This window comes from Neptunomonas qingdaonensis, from assembly GCF_900113275.1.
GTDB lineage: Bacteria > Pseudomonadota > Gammaproteobacteria > Pseudomonadales > Balneatricaceae > Neptunomonas > Neptunomonas qingdaonensis.
This window is the reverse complement of record NZ_FOOU01000016.1, coordinates 34,409-53,228: the sequence shown is the minus strand read 5'-3', so window position 1 is coordinate 53,228 and position 18,820 is coordinate 34,409. Positions and strand designations below refer to the sequence as shown.

The window sequence follows — 18,820 nt, the reverse complement described above, 5'->3', positions numbered from 1 at the left end:
TTTAAGAGCGCCTCCGCTGTAGTAATCCAGTGAGACACAGTAAGAAAATCCCACCGAGTAACGGCCATTGATAAAGCGACACTACCGGACGATAAAAATCATCATCCTGACCGATAGGTTCCAGCTCATTCAACAATGAGTAAATCTCAGATAACTGCTCCAGATCACGCGCCCGAAAATATCGCCCCCCGGTATTTTCTGCAATGTACTGCAAAGTCGCTTCATCAATTTCGGACGTGCCGCCGCCAAAAAACTGACTGATCAGACCCTGCTGAGTCCGGTCCCGGCCAATTCCGATGGTATAAATTTTCAAGCCTTCGGCCGCCGCCAGTTCAGTGGCTTTATCCGGCTCAATCGAGCCTGCGGTGTTAGTACCATCAGTGATCAACACCAGTATCCGCTGCTCGTTATCCATCTCTTTAAAGCGCTTCACCGCCAACCCAATCGCATCGCCAATGGCGGTTCGTTTTCCCGCCAGACCTATCTGCGCTTCATCCAGTAATTGCTTAACCGTTTTACGGTCACGTGTCAGCGGCGCTTGCAGGTACGCTTGCTCACCAAACAGAATCAGACCGATGCGATCACCTTTGCGGCGCTCAATGAAATCACCCGCCACCACCTTGGTCGCGATCAGGCGGTTGATCAAGCGCCCGCCTAATTCAAAATCCTCTTCTAACATACTTTCAGACAGATCGATGGCGAGCATCATATCGCGCCCTTCACGTTGCTGCGCAACGGGCTCACCCAACCACTGTGGCCGTGCAGCAGCCACCAGCAAAAGACACCACGCCAGATAAGCGATCAAGGTGATCCAAAAATTACTCCGCTGAGTGATGCTGGTCGATCTACCCACCGCCTGCTCCATGCTTTCAATAAAAGGCACCTGTAAAGCACTCTGTTTTGAATGCTGGGCAGCGGGCACTAGCCAGCGAACCAACCAAGGCAAAGGCGCCAGCAACAGCAACCAGGGCAAAGCGACGTCAAACATGCTTTTGCTTCCCTTTTTTGACAGTTTTCAACCACTGACGGCAAGCTGAAAACAGTGCCGTCGTATCGTAATCAGTATGAGGACGGTAAGGACCATCTGCTAAGCACTGCAATGCCTGGGGCTGACAACCACGGCTACTACTTAATAGAAACGTCAGCCACTCATCACCTGACAACGCCGCCACATCCTGACGCGGAAAGAGCGTTAACGCGGTGCGTTTTAACAGTTGGTTACAGTGATTAATCAGCGCCCTCTTATCTCCATCATGCTGAAAACGCTGTTGGATACTTTTCAGCTCAGCTAATGCAGCGCGGCGCGGGTCTGCCAGACGCCGGCGGAGCCAGCAGATCAAAGCGATGACGATGGCCACCGACAAAAGAATCAGCAGCCACCAGCCCGGTGCCATCGGCCACCAGCCAACAGCTTCCGGTAACTGCATCGGACGCAAAGGCAACGATTCTGCGTTCATCAGATCATTTCCTGCATTAGTGGTGATCTAAATAGCGGATGATGATGTGTCTGCCAATGCGCAAACTCAACACCGCGCAGATTACGTAAGCGCTCTAACAACTCGATGCGAGCTTGAAACTGCTGCTGATAACGCTGTTGTTGCTGCTGGTCGGCATCCACTAACAATTCGCGGCCACTGCCGAAAAAACGGTAACGTTTACCCTGCGGCAATTGTTGTTCAAGCGGATCAGAGATGAGTACCAGTTTGAGTTCACAACGCTGTGCAAGCCGCATCAGGTGCTGCTGCACCGCTTCATCAACATCATGAAAATCACTGAAGATATATAACAAGGTGCCACTACTGATGTAACGATCCGCACCCGCCAGCACATCAGCCAACGAGAGTGAGGACGCCGTATTGTCTGGCTTGTTGCTATTCAAACCAGCCTCAGCACAGGCACTGCTGCGCTCTAAGGCGGCCATCATCGCCATCACCTGCTGACGATTACTACTGGGGCGAAACAGTTGCTCACTGCCAGCACCTAAAATCTGCCCGCCAACCCGATCACCATTCGCCAGTGTCGTCCAGATTGTCATGGCAGCGGCGTAACTGGCGAGTACCGATTTGTAATGCCCCTGAGTGGCAAAAAACATCGGAGGCCGAAGGTCAGCCAGCACAAAAACCGGACGCTCACGTTCTTCGCGATACAGCTTGGTATGTGCTTCGCCGGTACGTGCCATTAAACGCCAGTCCAGATGACGGATATCATCACCCGGCTGGTATTCGCGCACATCATCATATTCCATCCCACGGCCACGAATATGGCTGAGATGATGACCTTCACGAATCGCCATCCGCTGTCGTCCAGGGCTACGCGCCGGCGGCCAATGACGCAAACTGAGTAGCTCATCTAACGAGATACAATGACGCTGTGCTGGCACCGGACGTGGGCTGTTATCTGCAACAAACATGATGACCTCTCCGCCTACGGTACGGCTACACGGGCGATCAACTTAGCAATCAACTGATCTTTATCCAGACCATTCGCCTCGGCGATATAACTCAGGCCGATACGGTGACGCAAAACACTCGGCAGCATCTCCTGAATATCATCCGGCGTGACAAAATCACGCCCCTGTAACCAGGCTTTAGCACGCACTGCACGATCCAGAGCAATAGTGGCGCGTGGGCTGGCACCAAAGGTTAAGCTGTCTTTAAGATCGTCCCCGTAGGCAGCAATGTTACGCGTCGCCATCACCAGCGCGACCAGATAATCTTCCAGACTATCCGCCAGAAACACACCCATCACTTCACGCTGTGCTTCCAACAATGCCGCTTCAGTCAACACCACGTCAATGCTGCTATCTTTTGGCTTCACAACATCCGTATGTTCATTGCGCACCAGCCGTAAAATCAGCTTTTCCTGTTCATGCTGCGGGTAATCGACACGCACATGTAACATAAAGCGGTCCAGCTGCGCTTCGGGCAACGGGTATGTACCTTCCTGCTCCAGCGGATTCTGCGTCGCCATCACCATAAAGGAGCGCGGTAACGGATAAGTCTGCCCCGCCACTGTCACCTGACGCTCACCCATCGCTTCCAGCAAGGCAGACTGAACCTTAGCCGGGGCACGGTTGATCTCATCGGCCAGTAGCATATTGCAAAATAACGGGCCGGGGCGGAACTGAAACTCACCCTTTTGTGCATTAAAAATTTCTGTGCCGGTAATATCACTCGGCAATAAATCCGGCGTGAACTGCGCGCGCTTAAACTCACCTTCCAACAGGTCACTCAACGCATGAATCGTCCGCGTTTTAGCCAGACCTGGAGGGCCTTCCAGCAGCACATGCCCATCGGTTAACAAAGCAATCAACAGGTGTTCAATCAAGCCATCCTGCCCTACCACTTTACTCTGCAGCGCCACACGTAAGCGTTGTAACGTCGCCTGATGCGTGCTTGCTGTACTGACGATGCTTTCAGTGCTCTTAGTACTTTCGCTGCTATCAGCAACCACAACCTCTGCAGTCATCTGTATCTCCCAGTGACGTTATGTGTTCAAACAAGATTCAATACATTGCTCCGCGCTCGACCTGATGTTTGCCGACGCAAAGCTAAGCGTTGTTAAATAGACATTCTATAGATGGCGACAGGTCGAAAAAATTCAACGCTTGAGGGGATTTCTTTGGAGCCTAGTGCGGAAACCGCTTGTTGAAAAACGCAAAACCAGGACTGTATTCCTATAACTGTGGGTAACAATTGGAATATAGTCCTACTTTATCGCTCACGTCTTATGATGTGATGAGCATCATCGTCTAAATCGCCACTAGTTCTTTAGACACTTCTCAGCCGTCTTTCAAATTGGTTTTCATACTCTATAGGCGGCAACATTTTATTGGAACCATGTCAGCGCTTGCTGTTATAAAACTGTTTGCGGTTAAGTGTTTTCTCAACGACCTGCGTAATCAACTGTTTGTAGATACCAATTTGTTGCACACATCAATCCTTAACTTAAAGTGCTTTTTAGTAGATAACATATTATTGATCTCATCTAGCGCACTTCGATCCAAAAAAGATACTATAGTATCAAAAATGTATTATTTTAAGCTAAAATAGACACTATTATATCTGTTTAATGGCTATCGCAATGAATGATCTCTTATTACTTTCCAGTAGCAATGTGCAGCAATCGTTTGCAACGTACCTTTTAGCACAGCGTAAAGCCAGCAAGTTATCACGCTCGGCGTTGGCGCAGCGTAGCACTGTGCCAGAATCCACAATCAAGAAATTTGAAACGACCGGTCAGATCTCGCTACGTCAGTTTCTGCTACTTTGGCAAAGTTTGGACGACTTGGCACGTTTACAACAACTGACTAAGCCAGCGTCTTCTTTGCCTTCTCTGCCCAAAAGCATTGATGAGGTACTAGCACAATGACATTCACGCCTGTACGCAAGCTTGAAGTATGGCGCACTCTCAGCGATAACCAACAGGTGTTGGTAGGGTTATTAGCGCAGAATAACCAAGGTGTGTTTTTTCAGTACGCTGCAAACTATCTAAAACACAACGCCAACCTGTCTCCCTTTACTTTAAAGCAAAATAACGAGCTGCAACGTGCACCAAAGCAGCCACACAATGGCCTGTATGGTGTGTTTTCCGACTCACTGCCCGATGGTTGGGGACTGCTTCTGATGGATCGAATGTTCCGACAGCACACTATCCTACCGACCAATGTCACAGCCATGGATCGCTTAATGTTCATTGGCGATTCGGCCATGGGAGCGCTGAGTTACCGTCCTGCATCACCTCTATCACCACAAAGTGAACAGCAAGAACTTGATCTATCTGCACTAGGATTACAGGCTCAGGCTCTGTTTGATGGCCAAACTGATGTAATGCTCGAAGCGTTAGTGACGGCCGGCAGCTCAGGGGGGGCACGGCCAAAAGCGCAGGTGTATTTTGCCAACAACGATTTCACCACCTGCCGGGCAAAACCCAATAAAGGCGATGACGCCTGGCTGGTTAAATTCACTTCCAGAAATCTCGCACTTGGGCATGAAGAAGGGTTGTGTGAGGCCGTTTATCTAAACTTAGCTGCACAGTCTGGACTAGAGGTGCCCACCTGGAAGCTACTCCCCGCCCCCCAGCGTTCGGGCGCGAGTCATTGGCTAGCCATCAAGCGGTTTGACAGGTTAACTAACGATGACGGGCGCTTAGGCCATTTACATATGCACAGCGCCTGTGGCCTGCTAGATGCTGACTTTCGTAGCCCAAGCCTCGATTACGATGATCTGATAAAAGCCAGTAGCATGTTGTGCAAGAGTCCTCAGGCCGGACAAATCCAATTCCGACGTGCCATGTTTAACCTGTTCGCTGCCAATCAGGATGATCACAGTAAAAACTGGTCCTTTTTACAAAGCGATGACGGCGCCTGGTCTCTGGCTCCTTTTTATGATGTCACTTTCAGCCCCAACCCCTTTGGGGAACAGGCAACAGCCTTTGGAGGTTACGGCAAACAACCACCTCTGAAAATAATCCAGCAACTGGCAGCCACGGCAAACTTTTCTCAATGGTCGCAGGCAAAGCAGGTACTGGATGAAGTAGTTAACAGCCTGTCGGATTTTAGCGCGCAAGCCAAAGCCTTAGGAGTAAATAAAGAGACTATCGTGCTGATTGAGCAGCAGTTAAATAACACCTACCAAATGAATAAGCACTTGTTAAAATAACTGAGGATAGAGAGTTAGCTAGCCCCAACAGGAGGAAGTGCATGAAGGCAGGTCTGCAAAATGTTCTGAAAAAAGCCACGACTGAGTTAGCTAAACACCTAAACGCAAAATAAAATTCCGTAAGCTGGCAGAAATCAAACAAAGAATACGGCCACCTATTGGCTCTTTCTGTTAAGGATACGGCGTACTTCCTGTCGGCTTTTTGTGCCAGTAGTTCCACTTCTTGTTCAAGTAGCATCATCCGTACGCTCATATTCTTCGTAAACCTAGTCGTGAGATAGAAAACAAACTAATACTTAAAAACCCCGCTATCACTCCCACCCAATGTGCCGGTGCATACAAAGGCCAACCTTGTTGAGCTAATACTTGCTGTGCGAATAAAAGGTCAGCGTTACTGGCTTCGACCACGAGTTTCAGCCCTGCTATTAATAAAGGTAAAAAATGCAGTAGGTCTCGCTGCTTATTGAAGTGTGCCCACAGTATCAGCGTTGCAGGAGCACAAAGAATACCCGACAAACCACAATAACGTTCCAGCCCAAAGGGTGACAATAACAAACAGTTCAACATGAATAATGCTACGCCAAGGGAGATATTAAATTTTTTGCGGTGCCAACATTCAGCAATACCCGAGAACACGGCAAACCCTAATAGATCCCAGACTAAATGCGTCTCACTGCTATGTACCAGATGACCCGTCAACAGCCGCCACCACTGTTGTTGTTCAACAATCAAGGAGCGATCAAAATATAGGAGTTGAAACAAATCGGGTAACAAACCCAAGCCCAGAACCACTGTGCTAAAAGCAACAGTGATCCAGGGCATAGTCATTTGACGAATTATCATTTCTTGGAAGTTTCGATCGCGACGCTGCTCGCTTTAAACCTTGCAAACAACGATGGCAGGCCCAACGCGAGTAGAAGTAAAAGCAGTGAACTATCAATGGCTCCTGAGCCGGTACTTGCACGAGGCTGCTTGAACATCGGCTGGTTACTACCTGCACGATTGTCTTGCACCTGTTCTCGCTTATTGCGTTGCTGGCGAGCCTGCTGTTCTTTGTTAACCCGCAGTTTATTTGTGCGTTGAATCGCTAGCTGCTCGAACACTTCCTCTTCCACCACTAATAACGAGGTATAGTCAGTTACCAAACCGTACTCTACTGCTAAGTCAGTAATAGCTTGCTCTGAGTCGGCATCAGCTCCTAGGTAGTCCATTTTTTTCTGTAGTGCTTCTATCTTGCTGTAGGCCCAAAAGCGTTCCAGTTCGGGGTTACCTTTCGACACATCGGCTAGCTCAACCTGAGCCCTGTACACTCGCTCTTGTGCACCCACTTTTCCGCTCAGTACTACTTCGGCGGGGCCTGCTTCGAAATAGTGACCAAACAATACCAATTGCTGTCCACGATAAACTGTATTGATCTGCTCGGGTGTTAGATCACTAACCCGCCGACCCTTGATGCTCACGTCTATATCTCTCATTGAAGCATGATTGAGCTTACTGGTTGCTAACATCACCTGGCCAATAACATCATCTGCATTAGAGATATTGGCAGCAAAACCATTAGATAACTCTGTCATTTCCTTCAACATAGGACGGTTAGCGCTGTTTCCCATAATAAAAGTGAAAAGCCGAACATCATTTTCTTGAACAAGTTTTAGGAAGTCTTTCTTTTCAGTGGTTCCGACATTAGCCACCCCATCTGTTACTAATACGATAGCCGTGGATCTGTCGTCATCCAGGTGTTTCAAACCTTTTGCCAGGCCCGCGTATAGGTTGGTCCCTCCACCGGTGCCATTTTGCTGTAACTGCTCTATATATCGAGTGACATTTTCGGTACTTATCGATTGGTAGCCGCCGGTTATATCACGTGCTTCGTTGTTAAATGTAATCAACCTAAAGCGATCTTCAGTCGGTAATTTTGCCAGCCCTTGGCGGACACCTTCGAGGAGGGTCGAATACTTTCCTTCCATAGAACCCGACACATCCAACACAAAAGTCCAATCTCGATTGCCTTGTACTGAAGGCAGATCATCTCCTGGCGTTAAGGTCAGCATAAAGGTTCCTTGGGGGCTGTCAGGATGACGATAACTGACTAAATCAACCGAGCCTGGTAGCCCTTCTTCTAACCGCCAGTAGACCAAAATATCTTCGCTTAACGACGCTGCAGGCTGATGCTTACCACTGCCTTCATCGACCTGAGCTGAGGAAGAAAGAGCAACCGTCCATTGTTGTGGTGATACCTGTGTAATGATGGCATTAGTATGTTTGGGCAGCCTAACCCCATCAAGTGGATAACTGGAGCGAATATCCATATTGAAACTGAAACTTTCCTGCACGATTTCGTTACGAGACCAAAAGCTATTTGTTTGCTCATCAACACCGCCATCTTCTAATGGGTAGAGGTATCGACCTGTATTCGTATCAAGGTGCGCGGCCTGTATATAGACTAATTTGATACGTACATCAGCATTGGCTTCAACGGGATAGATAAAACTGTCAAACGTTCGGTAGCCGTCTTTCTCAGTTAAAGCGACATGATTACCGGCTTGTTTTTGCTGCTGATAAATCTGTTGAGCTTGTTGTTTAGCAACCACTTCACCTATCACCGGCTGGCCATTTATCCAGTAAATAAACTCACCTACTGCGGCCCTCTCCGGTACAGGAAAAGAGTATTTTGCTTCTAACTGTGAATTGCTCGGGTTGTGAAACACCTGCTCAACCGTGGTGGTTACATAACCATCCTCCACCAGCACATTTACATGGTGCTGCTGGATGCTCAAGTCCGGCAACACACTGTTAACCGGTTTCATTAATCCTGCTGCCTGAGCGCTGAGTGAAACCCCTGCGCATAACAACACTCCGCCAATACATTTACTAATCACTTGCTTCCACAACATAACAACTCTCCTTCATGATCCACGTCAGTGGTGATGGAAAGCAGTGTTGTGATTTTCACGGCTCGAGAACAGCAAAGGCAAAAAAGTAGCGTATTCTGCAACCTTTGGTTACTGAGTGCTTATCTACATGGAGCTTTTTTAACATGGCCTTTAAACAAACTAGGCTGCCACTGTCGCATCGCCACTACCATCATAGTGCCATGTCGCTCACCCATCTCCAGGGCGGCATCTTTACGGCTATGCTCAGTAAACTCATTGATTAATTTCTGCATGCGTTTTTGCAATTCGGCATTACTGCTATTAGCAATTAGGCCGTTAGCCACTAGCAACTTATCAAATGATTTTGCAAATGATGCTTGAAAAAACTCTTCTTTAATTCGGCTATGGAAAAAGTTTTGAATAGGCCCGTTAGCAAGCCAATTGAAGTTTGGCGCTATGCATAATTTAATGCGGTTGTTAGGCAGTAACTCAATTATTTTGAGCCGATCCAGAGCGGCTAACTTGCTGATTAGTGTTGTTTGCTCAAGCGTGTACTGATCAAGAATCTCTTGAAACTTGTAACCATTAACGCAACAGATAGCGACCAATAGAAGCACCTGATCATCGACAATTTGCTGTTCCTGCTCACGACTCAAGCCCTGCAGTTGCTGTCTCTGATGGGCCATTAATTGAAATAGCTCGCTCAGCTCAAGTCCGATGCCATCACAAATTATTTCTAAACGCGGCAACGACAAATCACCTTCACGAAATAACCGCTTAATAGATGCCTCACTTAACCCTAGCAATGAAGCGATATCTTGATAGGTTTTGCCACTCGCTTTAAGTTGACGCTTAAGCGTGGCAATCAAGGCATTGGTTTGCGGACGGTGCTTTACAGAAGTCATATTCCTAGCTCACAAGAAAATTCAGAACCAAACAAAAACGCAGCAATCCTTGTAAGGATCATAATGTAATACTATATGTTTGATGTGCCGCGCCTTTTGCAGATAGTATTTCATCTCTCGAGTATTCGCCAATACTGGATGGCATTCGAATCACACCAAGGAATGTTCTTATGGATAAACTACTCAAAATCACCGGCTCTTTAGCTTACTTAGCGGCTGTGTTTCTTAACGCCTTTGTTGACCTCGGCCACAAGATTGTAATTCAAAACACTATCTTCAAAGTGTACGACGACCAGACTCAGGTTATCTTAACCGCGATTATTAACGGTTTAATCCTGCTGCCTTTTATCTTACTGTTATCGCCGTCAGCATTTGTTGCCGATAAATACCCCAAAAATAAAGTCCTCAAAGTCGCTGCTTGGTTTGCAGTAGGCCTCACCTTAGCCATTACCTTTTGCTACTACCAAGGCTGGTTTTGGGCTGCTTTTGCCATGACCTTTTTACTAGCAATTCAGTCAGCATTTTACTCACCAGCCAAGTACGGCTACATCAAGCCTCTTTTTGGAAAGGAGGGCTTAGTTCCCGCTAACGCGCTGGTACAAGCGGTCACTATCGTTGCTATTTTAGCAGGCACTGTAGTGTACTCTCTCTTCTTTGAATCCCTTTACCCTGAGGGGGCGACAGATAGCAGCGCTATTCTCTTGGCTATCGCGCCACTGGGTTGGATCTTAGTGTTCAATGCTGTGCTCGAGCTACTAGCCATGTATCGCCTGCCGACACTCGAGCAAGGCGAACCGTCAAAACAGTTTTCAGTGCCCGATTACATCAAAGGCAAGCTCATTGCTAGCAATCTTAAAGCAGTCAACAACCGCGCGGTCATCCGTTTATCCATCATTGGGTTGGCAACATTCTGGTCTGTAGGCCAAGTACTTTTATCTGCATTTCCTTCCTACGCAAAAGATAGTTTTGGAGTTACTAACACAGTCATCATTCAAGGTGTTCTTGCATGTACCGGCCTTGGTATCGTCTTTGGTTCATGGCTAGCTGGACGAGCATCACGTCATTATATAGAAACGGGACTCGTACCCTTAGGTGCGCTAGGGGTTGCTTTTAGCTTATGGCTACTGCCAAGCATCACAACTCTGCAAGGCCAAGCATTACTATTTACAGTTGTGGGGGTTTCAGGAGGGTTATTCATTGTCCCTTTAAATGCCTTAATACAATTTCATGCCGAAGATCATGAGATGGGGAAAGTGCTCGCCGTTAATAACTGGGTGCAGAATGTTGCCATGGCCAGCTTTTTAGCGCTGACCGTTGTGTTCTCTCTACAAGGATTTGACAGCCGTACCCTGTTACAGATCATCGCTGCGGTAGCATTAATCGGTGGTTTGTATACCATCGTAAAGCTACCGCAAAGTTTGGTACGCGTTATTCTTAGTTCATTAATGAGCAAACGCTACCGTGTTAGCGTGCAAGGGATGAAGAACATCCCTAGCAGTGGTGGCGTACTACTACTGGGTAACCACATTAGCTGGGTAGATTGGGCCATCATTCAAATCGCAACTCCCCGCCCCATCAGATTTGTAATGTTGAAATCAATTTACGACAAATGGTACCTCAACAGCTTTCTAAAAATGATGGGCTGCGTACCCATTCAGCCAGGCACATCAAGCCGAGACTCCCTCGCTAAAGTTACCGAGGCTCTTAATGCTGGCGAAGTCGTTTGCATCTTCCCTGAAGGCAGCATTAGTCGTACAGGTCATCTTGCTGAATTTCGTCGTGGTTATGAGATTGCCTGTAAAGAAGCAAACGACAATGTCAGCATCGTTCCATTTTATCTTCGCGGCCTATGGGGCAGTAAATTCTCTCACTCTTCTGAGCGACTCAAACGCCACAGTTCTCGTGGTATAAAACGTGATATTGTCGTGTCTTTTGGCGCTCCTTTAGATAAAAACACCGCGGTTGATGTGCTTAAGCGTCGGGTTTTTGATCTATCCATCAGCTCTTGGCAGAACTATGTTGAACAACTGCCAACACTAGCAGAAGCTTGGGTCACTACCGCCAAGCAGCAAGGCACCAGCCTGGCGATTGCAGACACTACTGGGGCAGACATGTCGGGTTTAAGTGCCCTGGCGGGTGCTATGGCAATATCTCGGCGTATTGGAAAGCTCAGTCCAGAAGAACAAGTCGGCTTATTAGTGCCTACCAGCGCTGGCGGGGTGTTAGCCAATATGGCATCTCTCATGGCAGGAAAAACAGTCGTAAACCTGAACTATTCAGCTTCCGTTGACGCACTACTGTCGGCAGTAAAACAGGCTAACATCACAACCATCTACACATCTGAGCGCTTTGTTAAAAAACTAGCGAAGCGCGGTGTAGATCTAACCCCATTATTTGACGGTGTGCAGCTTGTCTATTTAGAAGAACTGAAAAAAACTATAGGCAAAGGCGAGCTACTCAGCCATTGGCTAATGGCTAAGCTCCTTCCGGCCTCTCTGCTTACTCGCTTGGTGTGTAAACAACGTGATCCACTTGCAACCGCTGCCATTCTCTTTTCGAGCGGCAGTGAAGGCGCACCTAAAGGCGTTATGTTGAGTCATCGCAATATCATGGCCAATGTTAAACAGGCCGCTGATGTGCTCAATATGAATGATGATGACGTTATCATGGCCTCCTTGCCGTTGTTTCATGCATTTGGTTTAACGGTTACTCAATTCTTGCCTTTGATCGAAGGTTTGCCGATGATCTGTCACCCTGATCCAACAGACGCATTAGGTATCGCCAAAGCCGTGGCGAAGCATCAAGCAACCGTCATGTGTGGCACATCGACTTTCTTACGGCTGTTTGCGCGTAATCATAAAGTGCACCCGCTTATGTTCGACAGCTTACGTATCGTCGTTTCTGGGGCCGAAAAACTGAATTCAGATGTACGGGACAGCTTCCAATTGAAGTTTGGCAAGCCAATTTTAGAGGGCTATGGCTGTACAGAAACCACGCCGGTCGCCAGCGTCAACCTACCAGACGCGCTCGATACACACTATTGGAAAGTACAAAAAGGCGGAAAACAAGGTACCGTCGGAATGCCGCTACCGGGAACGAGCTTTAAGATAGTAGATCCAAACACTTTCGCAGAGTTAACCACTGGCGAAGCGGGTATGATCCTCATCGGCGGTGTGCAAGTGATGCAGGGTTACCTTAACAACCCTGAAAAAAATGCCGAAGTCCTAAAACAAATTGAGGACCAACGCTGGTATGTGACCGGCGACAAAGGCTCAATTGATGAGCAAGGCTTCCTCACCATTTTGGACCGCTACTCCCGATTTGCCAAAATAGCTGGTGAGATGATTAGCTTGAGCGAGCTAGAGCAAAACGTCCGCAATGCCATACCCGAAAAAGATATAGAGCTCGTCGCTATCAACCTTCCTTGCGACAAGAAAGGTGAGTCGATAACACTACTCTATGAAGGACATTTGGAAACTTCTGGTGTCAGGCAAACCATGCTAGCTAATGGCGTCAGCGGTTTAATGATTCCAGCCAACTGGGTAGCAGTGGATACAGTGCCTAAGTTAGGGTCGGGGAAAAACGATTTTGCAACGGCTAAGAAATTAGCCCTGAGCGAAACGGCTTAAAACACTGAAAAAATACCGAGCACCTGCGGCTCGCAGGCTCGGTATCTTCTCATTCTTCTATATTGAAGCACTGTAAAGTTACTTTATTTATTCAATGTTTTGAATTTGCTCCCGCATCTGTTCAATTAATACCTTAAGCTCCACCGCGCTTTGCGTGGTATCCGTCACTATCGATTTCGATGAAAGCGTGTTCGCTTCACGGTTGAGTTCCTGCATCAGGAAGTCTAAACGGCGACCTATGGGTTCTTTCTGTTTAAGGATACGGCGTACTTCCTGTACGTGTGTGTCGAGGCGATCCATCTCTTCATCTACATCGGCTTTTTGTGCCAGCAGTACCACTTCTTGCTCAAGCCGTTGCGGGTCTAGATCCACACCCAGATCGGTGACACGTGATCTGAGCATGTTACGTTGATTCTGCAGGATCTGCGGAAGCTTGGTGCGCACGTCACTGATTACAATACTAATAGCATCTAGACGCTGCTCTATTAAACCTGCCAGCTCTTTGCCTTCGCGCTCACGGCCTGCCTGAAGATCTGCCAGCGCCTTATTGAATAGCTGCAGGGCTTCACGCTTTACTTCTTCCATATCAATCTTTACGTCTTGCAAAACACCCGGCCAACGCAACAGGTCGAGCGGATTCAACGACTGAGATACGGGCATTAACTGCTCCATCTGCTCAGTAGCGGCAAGTAGCTGCTTGGCAAATGCTTCGTTGACTTGCAGTGTTTGTGCTTGCTCATCGGGTATAAAACGCAGCATGCATTCGACCTTGCCACGGCTGAAGCGTTTGCGCAGTGTTTCCCGCAATGCCCCTTCCAGCTCCCGGAGCTGTTCCGGGAGTCTCAATTGAGGTTCAAGGAAGCGATGGTTAACAGAACGGACTTCCCAGGTGAGGGTTCCCCACGCCTGTTGGCTCTCTTGACGAGCAAAAGCGGTCATACTACGTGTCATGTTGTCGTATCTCGATTAGAATTATCCTATTCGGCTAGTTTACCAGTCTGAAGACCGATGCTCTATGCAGCAAATCATTCATTATTGTTAAGGTGTATTTTACAGATGAGTCCTACCATGTCAGATCAACTTCAAAACCTGGGTCTTGCCAGCATGCGTCCGAGTGGTCGCCAACCCGACCAGTTGCGTGAAATCCGTATTACACGTAATTTCACTAAGCATGCAGAAGGTTCGGTGCTGGTTGAATTTGGTGAGACAAAAGTGATCTGTACCGCTACGGTTGAGCGTGGCGTGCCGCGCTTTTTGCGTGGTTCAGGTTCTGGCTGGGTGACCGCCGAATATGGAATGCTACCTCGCTCTACCAATACGCGTAATGGCCGGGAAGCGGCACGCGGTAAGCAAACAGGCCGTACTATCGAAATCCAACGTCTTATTGGTCGCTCACTACGCGCCGCTCTGGATCTTAAAAAACTCGGCGAAAATACCATTACTATCGACTGCGATGTTATTCAGGCCGATGGCGGCACACGTACCGCATCGATTACCGGTGCTTGCGTAGCGCTCATGGATGCCATTAACTTCCTGAAAAAAGATAAACATGGCGCGCTAAAAGGTAATCCAATCAAATATATGCTGGCGGCTATTTCTGTGGGCATCTATAAAGGTGAAGCCGTATTGGATCTGGATTACGACGAAGACTCGTCAGCAGAAACTGATATGAATGTCATCATGACTGACCAGGGTGGTTTTATTGAAGTACAGGGTACTGCCGAAGGCGCGCCATATACTCAGGACGAGCTGAACAAAATGCTGGCTCTGGCGAATAAAGGCATTAAAGAAATTATTGAGATGCAAAAAGCGGCTTTCAATTAATAAGCTTTTTTAGACATTAAAAAGGGTGCTTCGGCACCCTTTTTGTTTTTCTGCTCTTTGTTTATCTAAGGAGTTTTAAAAATCACCATCGTAATCGATGGTTAACGGCGCATGCTCAGAAAACATCTGGTCTTTAAAAATAGATACGTTTTTAACCATCTTACGCAGGTTCGCCGTAGTTATCTGATAATCCAGTCGGGCGCCTTCATTTAAGGTGCGGGCGCGGTTGTAATCCGGCCACCAGGTAAACTGACGCTCTGCCTTGTTGATCTCACGGAAAGCATCCACAAAGCCCAGGTCACCCAGCATCTCTTCCATCCATGCACGCTCACTTGGCAGAAAACCGGAAACAGTCTGGTTCGCATACCAATTACTCAAATCCATTGGACGATGAGCCGTATTCAGAGTGCCGCAAAAAATAAAGTCACGACGCTTACGTAACGTTTTCTTCAGGTGCCCCAAAAAGTGAGACATAAACTCTTCTTTTGTTTGCTGTGCCGAAAAGCTTTTTAGTCCGGATGGGATATGCAGAGATGACACACTGACTTTATCAAAGTCCGCCTGAATAAAGCGCCCCTGAGTATCACACAGCTCAAATCCCAAACCCGTCATTATCGCTTTTGGCACCTGGCGCGTATAAATAGCCACACCGCTATAGCCATCTTCGAACGCATCAAAGAAGTAAGGATAATAGCCTTCAGGGTGATAACGGTCACCATCCAGCTGATATTCTCTTAGCCGAAGGTCCTGCAAGCAGATGACGTCTGCATTCTGCTTGACCATCCAGTCGAAGAAGCCTCTATCAGCCGCCTGTTCAATACCTTGTGTATTGAAGGTGATAACACGCATATTGGTTATTCCTGTAAAGCGCACAAAAAAGTTAAAGGGGAATTGTATAGTGTAGTCAGCAAAAAGGAAATTTACTAACCCCCGAAAATCTCGTTCATATGCCAAGCTAATGGTAGAATACGCGTTTTATACGATATGAGACCCTGCCATGCGCGATTACCAGAGAGAATTTATCCAGTTTGCCATCGAACAGAATGTATTGCGCTTTGGTGAGTTCACATTAAAATCTGGCCGGGTTAGCCCCTACTTTTTCAATGCAGGCCTTTTTAATAGCGGTACGGCACTGGCAAAATTAGGCCGTTACTATGCCGCGGCCATTGATGAAGCCAATGTTGAATTTGATGTATTGTTTGGCCCTGCTTACAAAGGTATCCCGCTGGCGGCGGCGGCAGCGATTGCACTCTCTAACGATTACAATCGTGACGTGCCTTATGTGTTTAACCGTAAAGAAGCGAAAAGCCATGGCGAAGGCGGCAGCTTAGTCGGCGCGCCATTAGAAGGTCGTGTAATGATCATTGATGACGTCATTACCGCCGGTACCGCCATCCGCGAAGTAATGGAGATCATTAATGCCGCAGAAGCGACACCCGCCGCGGTGATGATTGCACTTAATCGTATGGAGCGTGGCAAAGGTGAGCTATCGGCTATTCAGGAAGTTGAGCGTGATTACGCCATGCAGGTGATCAGCATTGTTTCACTGCAGGATGTGGTTGATTATCTACTGGAAGTCGGTGGTTATGACGAAGTCGTACCTGCAATCCAGGCATATCGAGCTGAATACGGCATCTAAGTTATTGTTCGCACTACTCTTTAAGGCGCCACCCGTACTTTGACTTCGCGGGTGGCCGAATCAACTCCCGAGCCACACCGGCCGACACTCTTAATCGTATAATACGTATCTGACCCCACGGTTACTGAAGCACAACTCGCCTGATAACTACAATCAAGCAGCCCGGGTGTTGCCAGGGCTAGCGGCGCCACATCTGTGTTGCAGACCTGCGCATTTTCCGGATGCAATAACTCAGACAGGTGCAACTCTGAACCTGTTTGTGCCGCTGACAATGCCCTGACCGCTAATATCTCCTGTGATCGATACGTTTGGCTGGCTGTCATAATGCTGCTCATACCCGCCACCAGCATCGCCAACACTACTATGACGAAAATAGCAGAGATCAGCCCAAGGCCGTTCTGTTTTTTATAGGCTTGATTCAGGTTAGGGCGCATTACGGATCTGCACCTCCTGCTGAATCAGTAGTTTTTCTGAGTTTTGCTCAACACTGAACTCCAGCATCACCAGGGCATTACGCTGTAACGTAGCGTTCACTACGGTAAATGGCTGAGCCGATGTCACCGGATAAGCCAGCAACGCTCTGTTGGGTTCGGTACTTGGCAGACTTGCAGGCATTGGCTGCGTGGCGGAGCGTGCATAGTTACGGTATTGATACAAGCGATCCCCGACCAGACAAAAACTAACCGGACCATCAACAATAAACATCCGCTTAGAGGGTGATTCAGCCGGATACTGATGTGCACTGGCCAATGTCAACGTGGTAGCACCCGGTCCTAACAGGCTGGCTGGAGACGAACTAATGTCGGGAGAGATCACCGCGGGCGAACCGGTCTGATAAACAGCCGGTGTGCTGATCGGATAGATTGCTGTTTTACCCAGCTCAGGCGCCTCGGAAAAAGGAATAATAGAAAAGGAGCTGGCGGCGCTGGTGAGAGGCATTGAAATATAAGATGTTGCATCCAGAATGGGGATATATTCCAGACATGCGCCACTCGCATCCTGCTGAGTGCGTGAGCTATTCGGCAATGCATTACGCAGCGCCCTAACCATACGATCCATCGCCACACGGCTGGTTGCAGCAATACCATCGCGCCTCACCAAATCGCTATAACCTTGTAGCGAGTTAACGATAAAACCGCTGGTACCCACGGAAATAATACCCAGCAAAACGATAACAACAATCAGCTCCAGCAGCGTAAAGCCTGTTTGCTTGTATCCGTGAGTGCGACGCATTAATAATTTCCCCGATACACCACAAACAACTGTGCTGATTCGCCGGGCGGTGTCACCGTGACATTAATGCGTTTGACTGTTTTTGCCGGCCTTCCTAACTCAACACCGGCATACGAGACATTCACAGCGACCTGATAGCGATCATATTCCGGACGGATAACGCCTAAAGCGTTTTCTGAGGGCGTTTCATTTAAGCCGTGATAATCATCCACATCATCAAACAGGTCTCTTGTTTCATCCGTCACACCGTCTGACAGCTTATCCACCCCTAAGGTTGCAGAACAGCTGGCACTCGTACATGCAGGCTGACCACCGACTGGCGTATTTTCATCAAATCGCTTGGTGAGAATCTCTTCTATATAGGCCTGGCCCAGATGAGCCGCTTTCGCATGCCAGAAAGGATCTGCGCTGTGTCGTGCTGATTGCCCCCAAGCCGAAACCAACACCACCAGCGAAATGCTGATGATAACAATGGTCAGGATAGTCTCAACCAGTGAGAAGCCGGATTCAGAGACAGGGGCCTTCATAGGCGAATCCTGTTGGTGAAACACATGTAGGATGGCTGCCGGCCACCAGCAGGGAAAGGCTGGCGCTTATAGGTGCAGCCACAGGGGCAGTAACCGGAGTGATCAGTTGAGCCAGATCTCCGGTATCACGGTAGAGCAGCGATAGTGTATTACCTGTGGCGATAGTTCCTGAGCTAGCCCCCGAAGCAAAGGTGAAAGAGTGCCCACCTTCCAATTGATAGGCTAACGTTTGAGCAGAAAACTGCAATGAGATATCCCACTGCGTCGTGGTGCTACGCGTGATATTCAATTGGGCACCGCTACCTTGATGCGCGACCGCAGTGCGTTGCGCCAAACGTAAATAAGACAGTAGCTGTTGCTGAAAAAGTGATTCGCTGTAGGAGGATACGCCCCCTAAACGTGCGAAGGCCACTGCACTTAAAATCCCTAACAGGACCAGCACAGTGACCATCTCGATTAACGTAAAGCCTGTTTGCTGACGTAAGCTGTATTTCATATCAGAACTATACCAGAGCTGTATCAGGACTGTT

18 protein-coding genes are annotated in these 18,820 nt (G+C 48.2%); 5 read left to right on the top strand and 13 right to left on the bottom strand.

The features are described from left to right. Nucleotide 1: 1 nt before the first annotated feature. The 4 genes from BM099_RS17635 to BM099_RS17620 are packed head-to-tail and all read right to left on the bottom strand — an operon-like array spanning nucleotide 2 to nucleotide 3,468. Complete coding sequence (locus BM099_RS17635; protein WP_090730065.1) at nucleotides 2-988, bottom strand: vWA domain-containing protein; 987 nt, start codon at nucleotides 986-988, stop codon at nucleotides 2-4. After that, nucleotides 981-1,457: a DUF4381 domain-containing protein gene (locus BM099_RS17630; protein WP_090730062.1), complete on the bottom strand. Its 477-nt coding sequence runs from the start codon at nucleotides 1,455-1,457 to the stop codon at nucleotides 981-983. The genes BM099_RS17635 and BM099_RS17630 overlap by 8 nt, the downstream gene beginning before the upstream one ends. Beyond that, a complete protein-coding gene (locus tag BM099_RS17625; RefSeq protein ID WP_090730059.1) occupies nucleotides 1,457-2,410 on the bottom strand; it encodes a DUF58 domain-containing protein in 954 nt (317 codons plus the stop codon). The genes BM099_RS17630 and BM099_RS17625 overlap by 1 nt, the downstream gene beginning before the upstream one ends. 14 nt (nucleotides 2,411-2,424) lie before the next feature. Then, complete coding sequence (locus tag BM099_RS17620) at nucleotides 2,425-3,468, bottom strand: AAA family ATPase (RefSeq protein ID WP_090730056.1); 1,044 nt, start codon at nucleotides 3,466-3,468, stop codon at nucleotides 2,425-2,427. Nucleotides 3,469-4,083: 615 nt separating this feature from the next. Here BM099_RS17620 and BM099_RS17615 point away from each other — a divergent pair. Next, the gene (locus BM099_RS17615) at nucleotides 4,084-4,371 is read left to right on the top strand and encodes a transcriptional regulator (RefSeq protein WP_090730051.1); all 288 of its coding nucleotides are present in this window, start codon (nucleotides 4,084-4,086) and stop codon (nucleotides 4,369-4,371) included. After that, on the top strand, nucleotides 4,368-5,660 hold the full coding sequence (locus tag BM099_RS17610; RefSeq protein WP_090730047.1) for a type II toxin-antitoxin system HipA family toxin: 1,293 nt from the start codon (nucleotides 4,368-4,370) through the stop codon (nucleotides 5,658-5,660). Before BM099_RS17615 ends, BM099_RS17610 begins: the two co-directional genes overlap by 4 nt. A 249-nt stretch (nucleotides 5,661-5,909) precedes the next feature. On the opposite strand, the gene rrtA is transcribed toward BM099_RS17610, so the two are convergent. The 3 genes from rrtA to BM099_RS17595 form a co-directional block, all read right to left on the bottom strand. Then, nucleotides 5,910-6,488: a rhombosortase gene (gene rrtA, locus BM099_RS17605; protein WP_177201223.1), complete on the bottom strand. Its 579-nt coding sequence runs from the start codon at nucleotides 6,486-6,488 to the stop codon at nucleotides 5,910-5,912. Nucleotides 6,489-6,499: 11 nt separating this feature from the next. Continuing rightward, entirely contained in the window at nucleotides 6,500-8,554 is a 2,055-nt protein-coding gene (locus BM099_RS17600; protein WP_090730042.1) for a VIT and vWA domain-containing protein, read from the bottom strand. A 119-nt stretch (nucleotides 8,555-8,673) separates the two neighbouring features. Beyond that, nucleotides 8,674-9,438: a helix-turn-helix domain-containing protein gene (locus BM099_RS17595; protein WP_090730041.1), complete on the bottom strand. Its 765-nt coding sequence runs from the start codon at nucleotides 9,436-9,438 to the stop codon at nucleotides 8,674-8,676. Nucleotides 9,439-9,608: 170 nt separating this feature from the next. Between BM099_RS17595 and BM099_RS17590 the strand changes: the two genes are divergently transcribed. After that, nucleotides 9,609-13,067, top strand: coding sequence for an acyl-[ACP]--phospholipid O-acyltransferase (locus BM099_RS17590; protein WP_090730037.1), 3,459 nt, complete (start codon nucleotides 9,609-9,611; stop codon nucleotides 13,065-13,067). A gap of 87 nt (nucleotides 13,068-13,154) precedes the next feature. Here BM099_RS17590 and BM099_RS17585 read toward each other — a convergent pair whose 3' ends face one another. Continuing rightward, nucleotides 13,155-14,018 carry a YicC/YloC family endoribonuclease gene (locus tag BM099_RS17585; protein WP_090730035.1) on the bottom strand — a complete coding sequence of 288 codons (864 nt, stop codon included), beginning with the start codon at nucleotides 14,016-14,018 and terminating at the stop codon, nucleotides 13,155-13,157. 153 nt (nucleotides 14,019-14,171) lie between these two features. Here BM099_RS17585 and rph point away from each other — a divergent pair, with 153 nt between their 5' ends. After that, nucleotides 14,172-14,891, top strand: coding sequence for a ribonuclease PH (rph, locus tag BM099_RS17580; protein ID WP_090730163.1), 720 nt, complete (start codon nucleotides 14,172-14,174; stop codon nucleotides 14,889-14,891). A 75-nt stretch (nucleotides 14,892-14,966) separates the two neighbouring features. Here rph and BM099_RS17575 read toward each other — a convergent pair whose 3' ends face one another. After that, nucleotides 14,967-15,740: an exodeoxyribonuclease III gene (locus BM099_RS17575; protein ID WP_090730032.1), complete on the bottom strand. Its 774-nt coding sequence runs from the start codon at nucleotides 15,738-15,740 to the stop codon at nucleotides 14,967-14,969. A 148-nt stretch (nucleotides 15,741-15,888) separates the two neighbouring features. On the opposite strand from BM099_RS17575, the gene pyrE reads away from it, so the two are divergent. After that, complete coding sequence (gene pyrE / locus BM099_RS17570; protein ID WP_090730029.1) at nucleotides 15,889-16,530, top strand: orotate phosphoribosyltransferase; 642 nt, start codon at nucleotides 15,889-15,891, stop codon at nucleotides 16,528-16,530. Nucleotides 16,531-16,550: 20 nt separating this feature from the next. On the opposite strand, the gene BM099_RS17565 is transcribed toward pyrE, so the two are convergent. Genes BM099_RS17565 through BM099_RS17550 form a run of 4 tightly spaced genes read right to left on the bottom strand, consistent with a single transcriptional unit; the run spans nucleotide 16,551 to nucleotide 18,786 of the window. Continuing rightward, complete coding sequence (locus BM099_RS17565) at nucleotides 16,551-16,964, bottom strand: hypothetical protein (RefSeq protein ID WP_090730026.1); 414 nt, start codon at nucleotides 16,962-16,964, stop codon at nucleotides 16,551-16,553. Continuing rightward, on the bottom strand, nucleotides 16,954-17,763 hold the full coding sequence (locus BM099_RS17560; protein ID WP_090730023.1) for a PulJ/GspJ family protein: 810 nt from the start codon (nucleotides 17,761-17,763) through the stop codon (nucleotides 16,954-16,956). Before BM099_RS17560 ends, BM099_RS17565 begins: the two co-directional genes overlap by 11 nt. Then, a complete protein-coding gene (locus tag BM099_RS17555; protein ID WP_090730020.1) occupies nucleotides 17,763-18,290 on the bottom strand; it encodes a type IV pilus modification PilV family protein in 528 nt (175 codons plus the stop codon). The genes BM099_RS17560 and BM099_RS17555 overlap by 1 nt, the downstream gene beginning before the upstream one ends. Beyond that, on the bottom strand, nucleotides 18,271-18,786 hold the full coding sequence (locus BM099_RS17550; protein WP_090730017.1) for a pilus assembly FimT family protein: 516 nt from the start codon (nucleotides 18,784-18,786) through the stop codon (nucleotides 18,271-18,273). Before BM099_RS17550 ends, BM099_RS17555 begins: the two co-directional genes overlap by 20 nt. Between the last annotated feature and the right edge of the window lie 34 nt (nucleotides 18,787-18,820).

Coding starts and splice junctions, on each gene's coding strand:
- BM099_RS17635 (WP_090730065.1), bottom strand. CDS start 988: ATGTTTGACGTCGCTTTGCCCTGGTTGCTGTTGCTGGCGCCTTTGCCT.
- BM099_RS17630 (WP_090730062.1), bottom strand. CDS start 1,457: ATGAACGCAGAATCGTTGCCTTTGCGTCCGATGCAGTTACCGGAAGCT.
- BM099_RS17625 (WP_090730059.1), bottom strand. CDS start 2,410: ATGTTTGTTGCAGATAACAGCCCACGTCCGGTGCCAGCACAGCGTCAT.
- BM099_RS17620 (WP_090730056.1), bottom strand. CDS start 3,468: ATGACTGCAGAGGTTGTGGTTGCTGATAGCAGCGAAAGTACTAAGAGC.
- BM099_RS17615 (WP_090730051.1), top strand. CDS start 4,084: ATGAATGATCTCTTATTACTTTCCAGTAGCAATGTGCAGCAATCGTTT.
- BM099_RS17610 (WP_090730047.1), top strand. CDS start 4,368: ATGACATTCACGCCTGTACGCAAGCTTGAAGTATGGCGCACTCTCAGC.
- rrtA (WP_177201223.1), bottom strand. CDS start 6,488: ATGACTATGCCCTGGATCACTGTTGCTTTTAGCACAGTGGTTCTGGGC.
- BM099_RS17600 (WP_090730042.1), bottom strand. CDS start 8,554: ATGTTGTGGAAGCAAGTGATTAGTAAATGTATTGGCGGAGTGTTGTTA.
- BM099_RS17595 (WP_090730041.1), bottom strand. CDS start 9,438: ATGACTTCTGTAAAGCACCGTCCGCAAACCAATGCCTTGATTGCCACG.
- BM099_RS17590 (WP_090730037.1), top strand. CDS start 9,609: ATGGATAAACTACTCAAAATCACCGGCTCTTTAGCTTACTTAGCGGCT.
- BM099_RS17585 (WP_090730035.1), bottom strand. CDS start 14,018: ATGACACGTAGTATGACCGCTTTTGCTCGTCAAGAGAGCCAACAGGCG.
- rph (WP_090730163.1), top strand. CDS start 14,172: ATGCGTCCGAGTGGTCGCCAACCCGACCAGTTGCGTGAAATCCGTATT.
- BM099_RS17575 (WP_090730032.1), bottom strand. CDS start 15,740: ATGCGTGTTATCACCTTCAATACACAAGGTATTGAACAGGCGGCTGAT.
- pyrE (WP_090730029.1), top strand. CDS start 15,889: ATGCGCGATTACCAGAGAGAATTTATCCAGTTTGCCATCGAACAGAAT.
- BM099_RS17565 (WP_090730026.1), bottom strand. CDS start 16,964: ATGCGCCCTAACCTGAATCAAGCCTATAAAAAACAGAACGGCCTTGGG.
- BM099_RS17560 (WP_090730023.1), bottom strand. CDS start 17,763: ATGCGTCGCACTCACGGATACAAGCAAACAGGCTTTACGCTGCTGGAG.
- BM099_RS17555 (WP_090730020.1), bottom strand. CDS start 18,290: ATGAAGGCCCCTGTCTCTGAATCCGGCTTCTCACTGGTTGAGACTATC.
- BM099_RS17550 (WP_090730017.1), bottom strand. CDS start 18,786: ATGAAATACAGCTTACGTCAGCAAACAGGCTTTACGTTAATCGAGATG.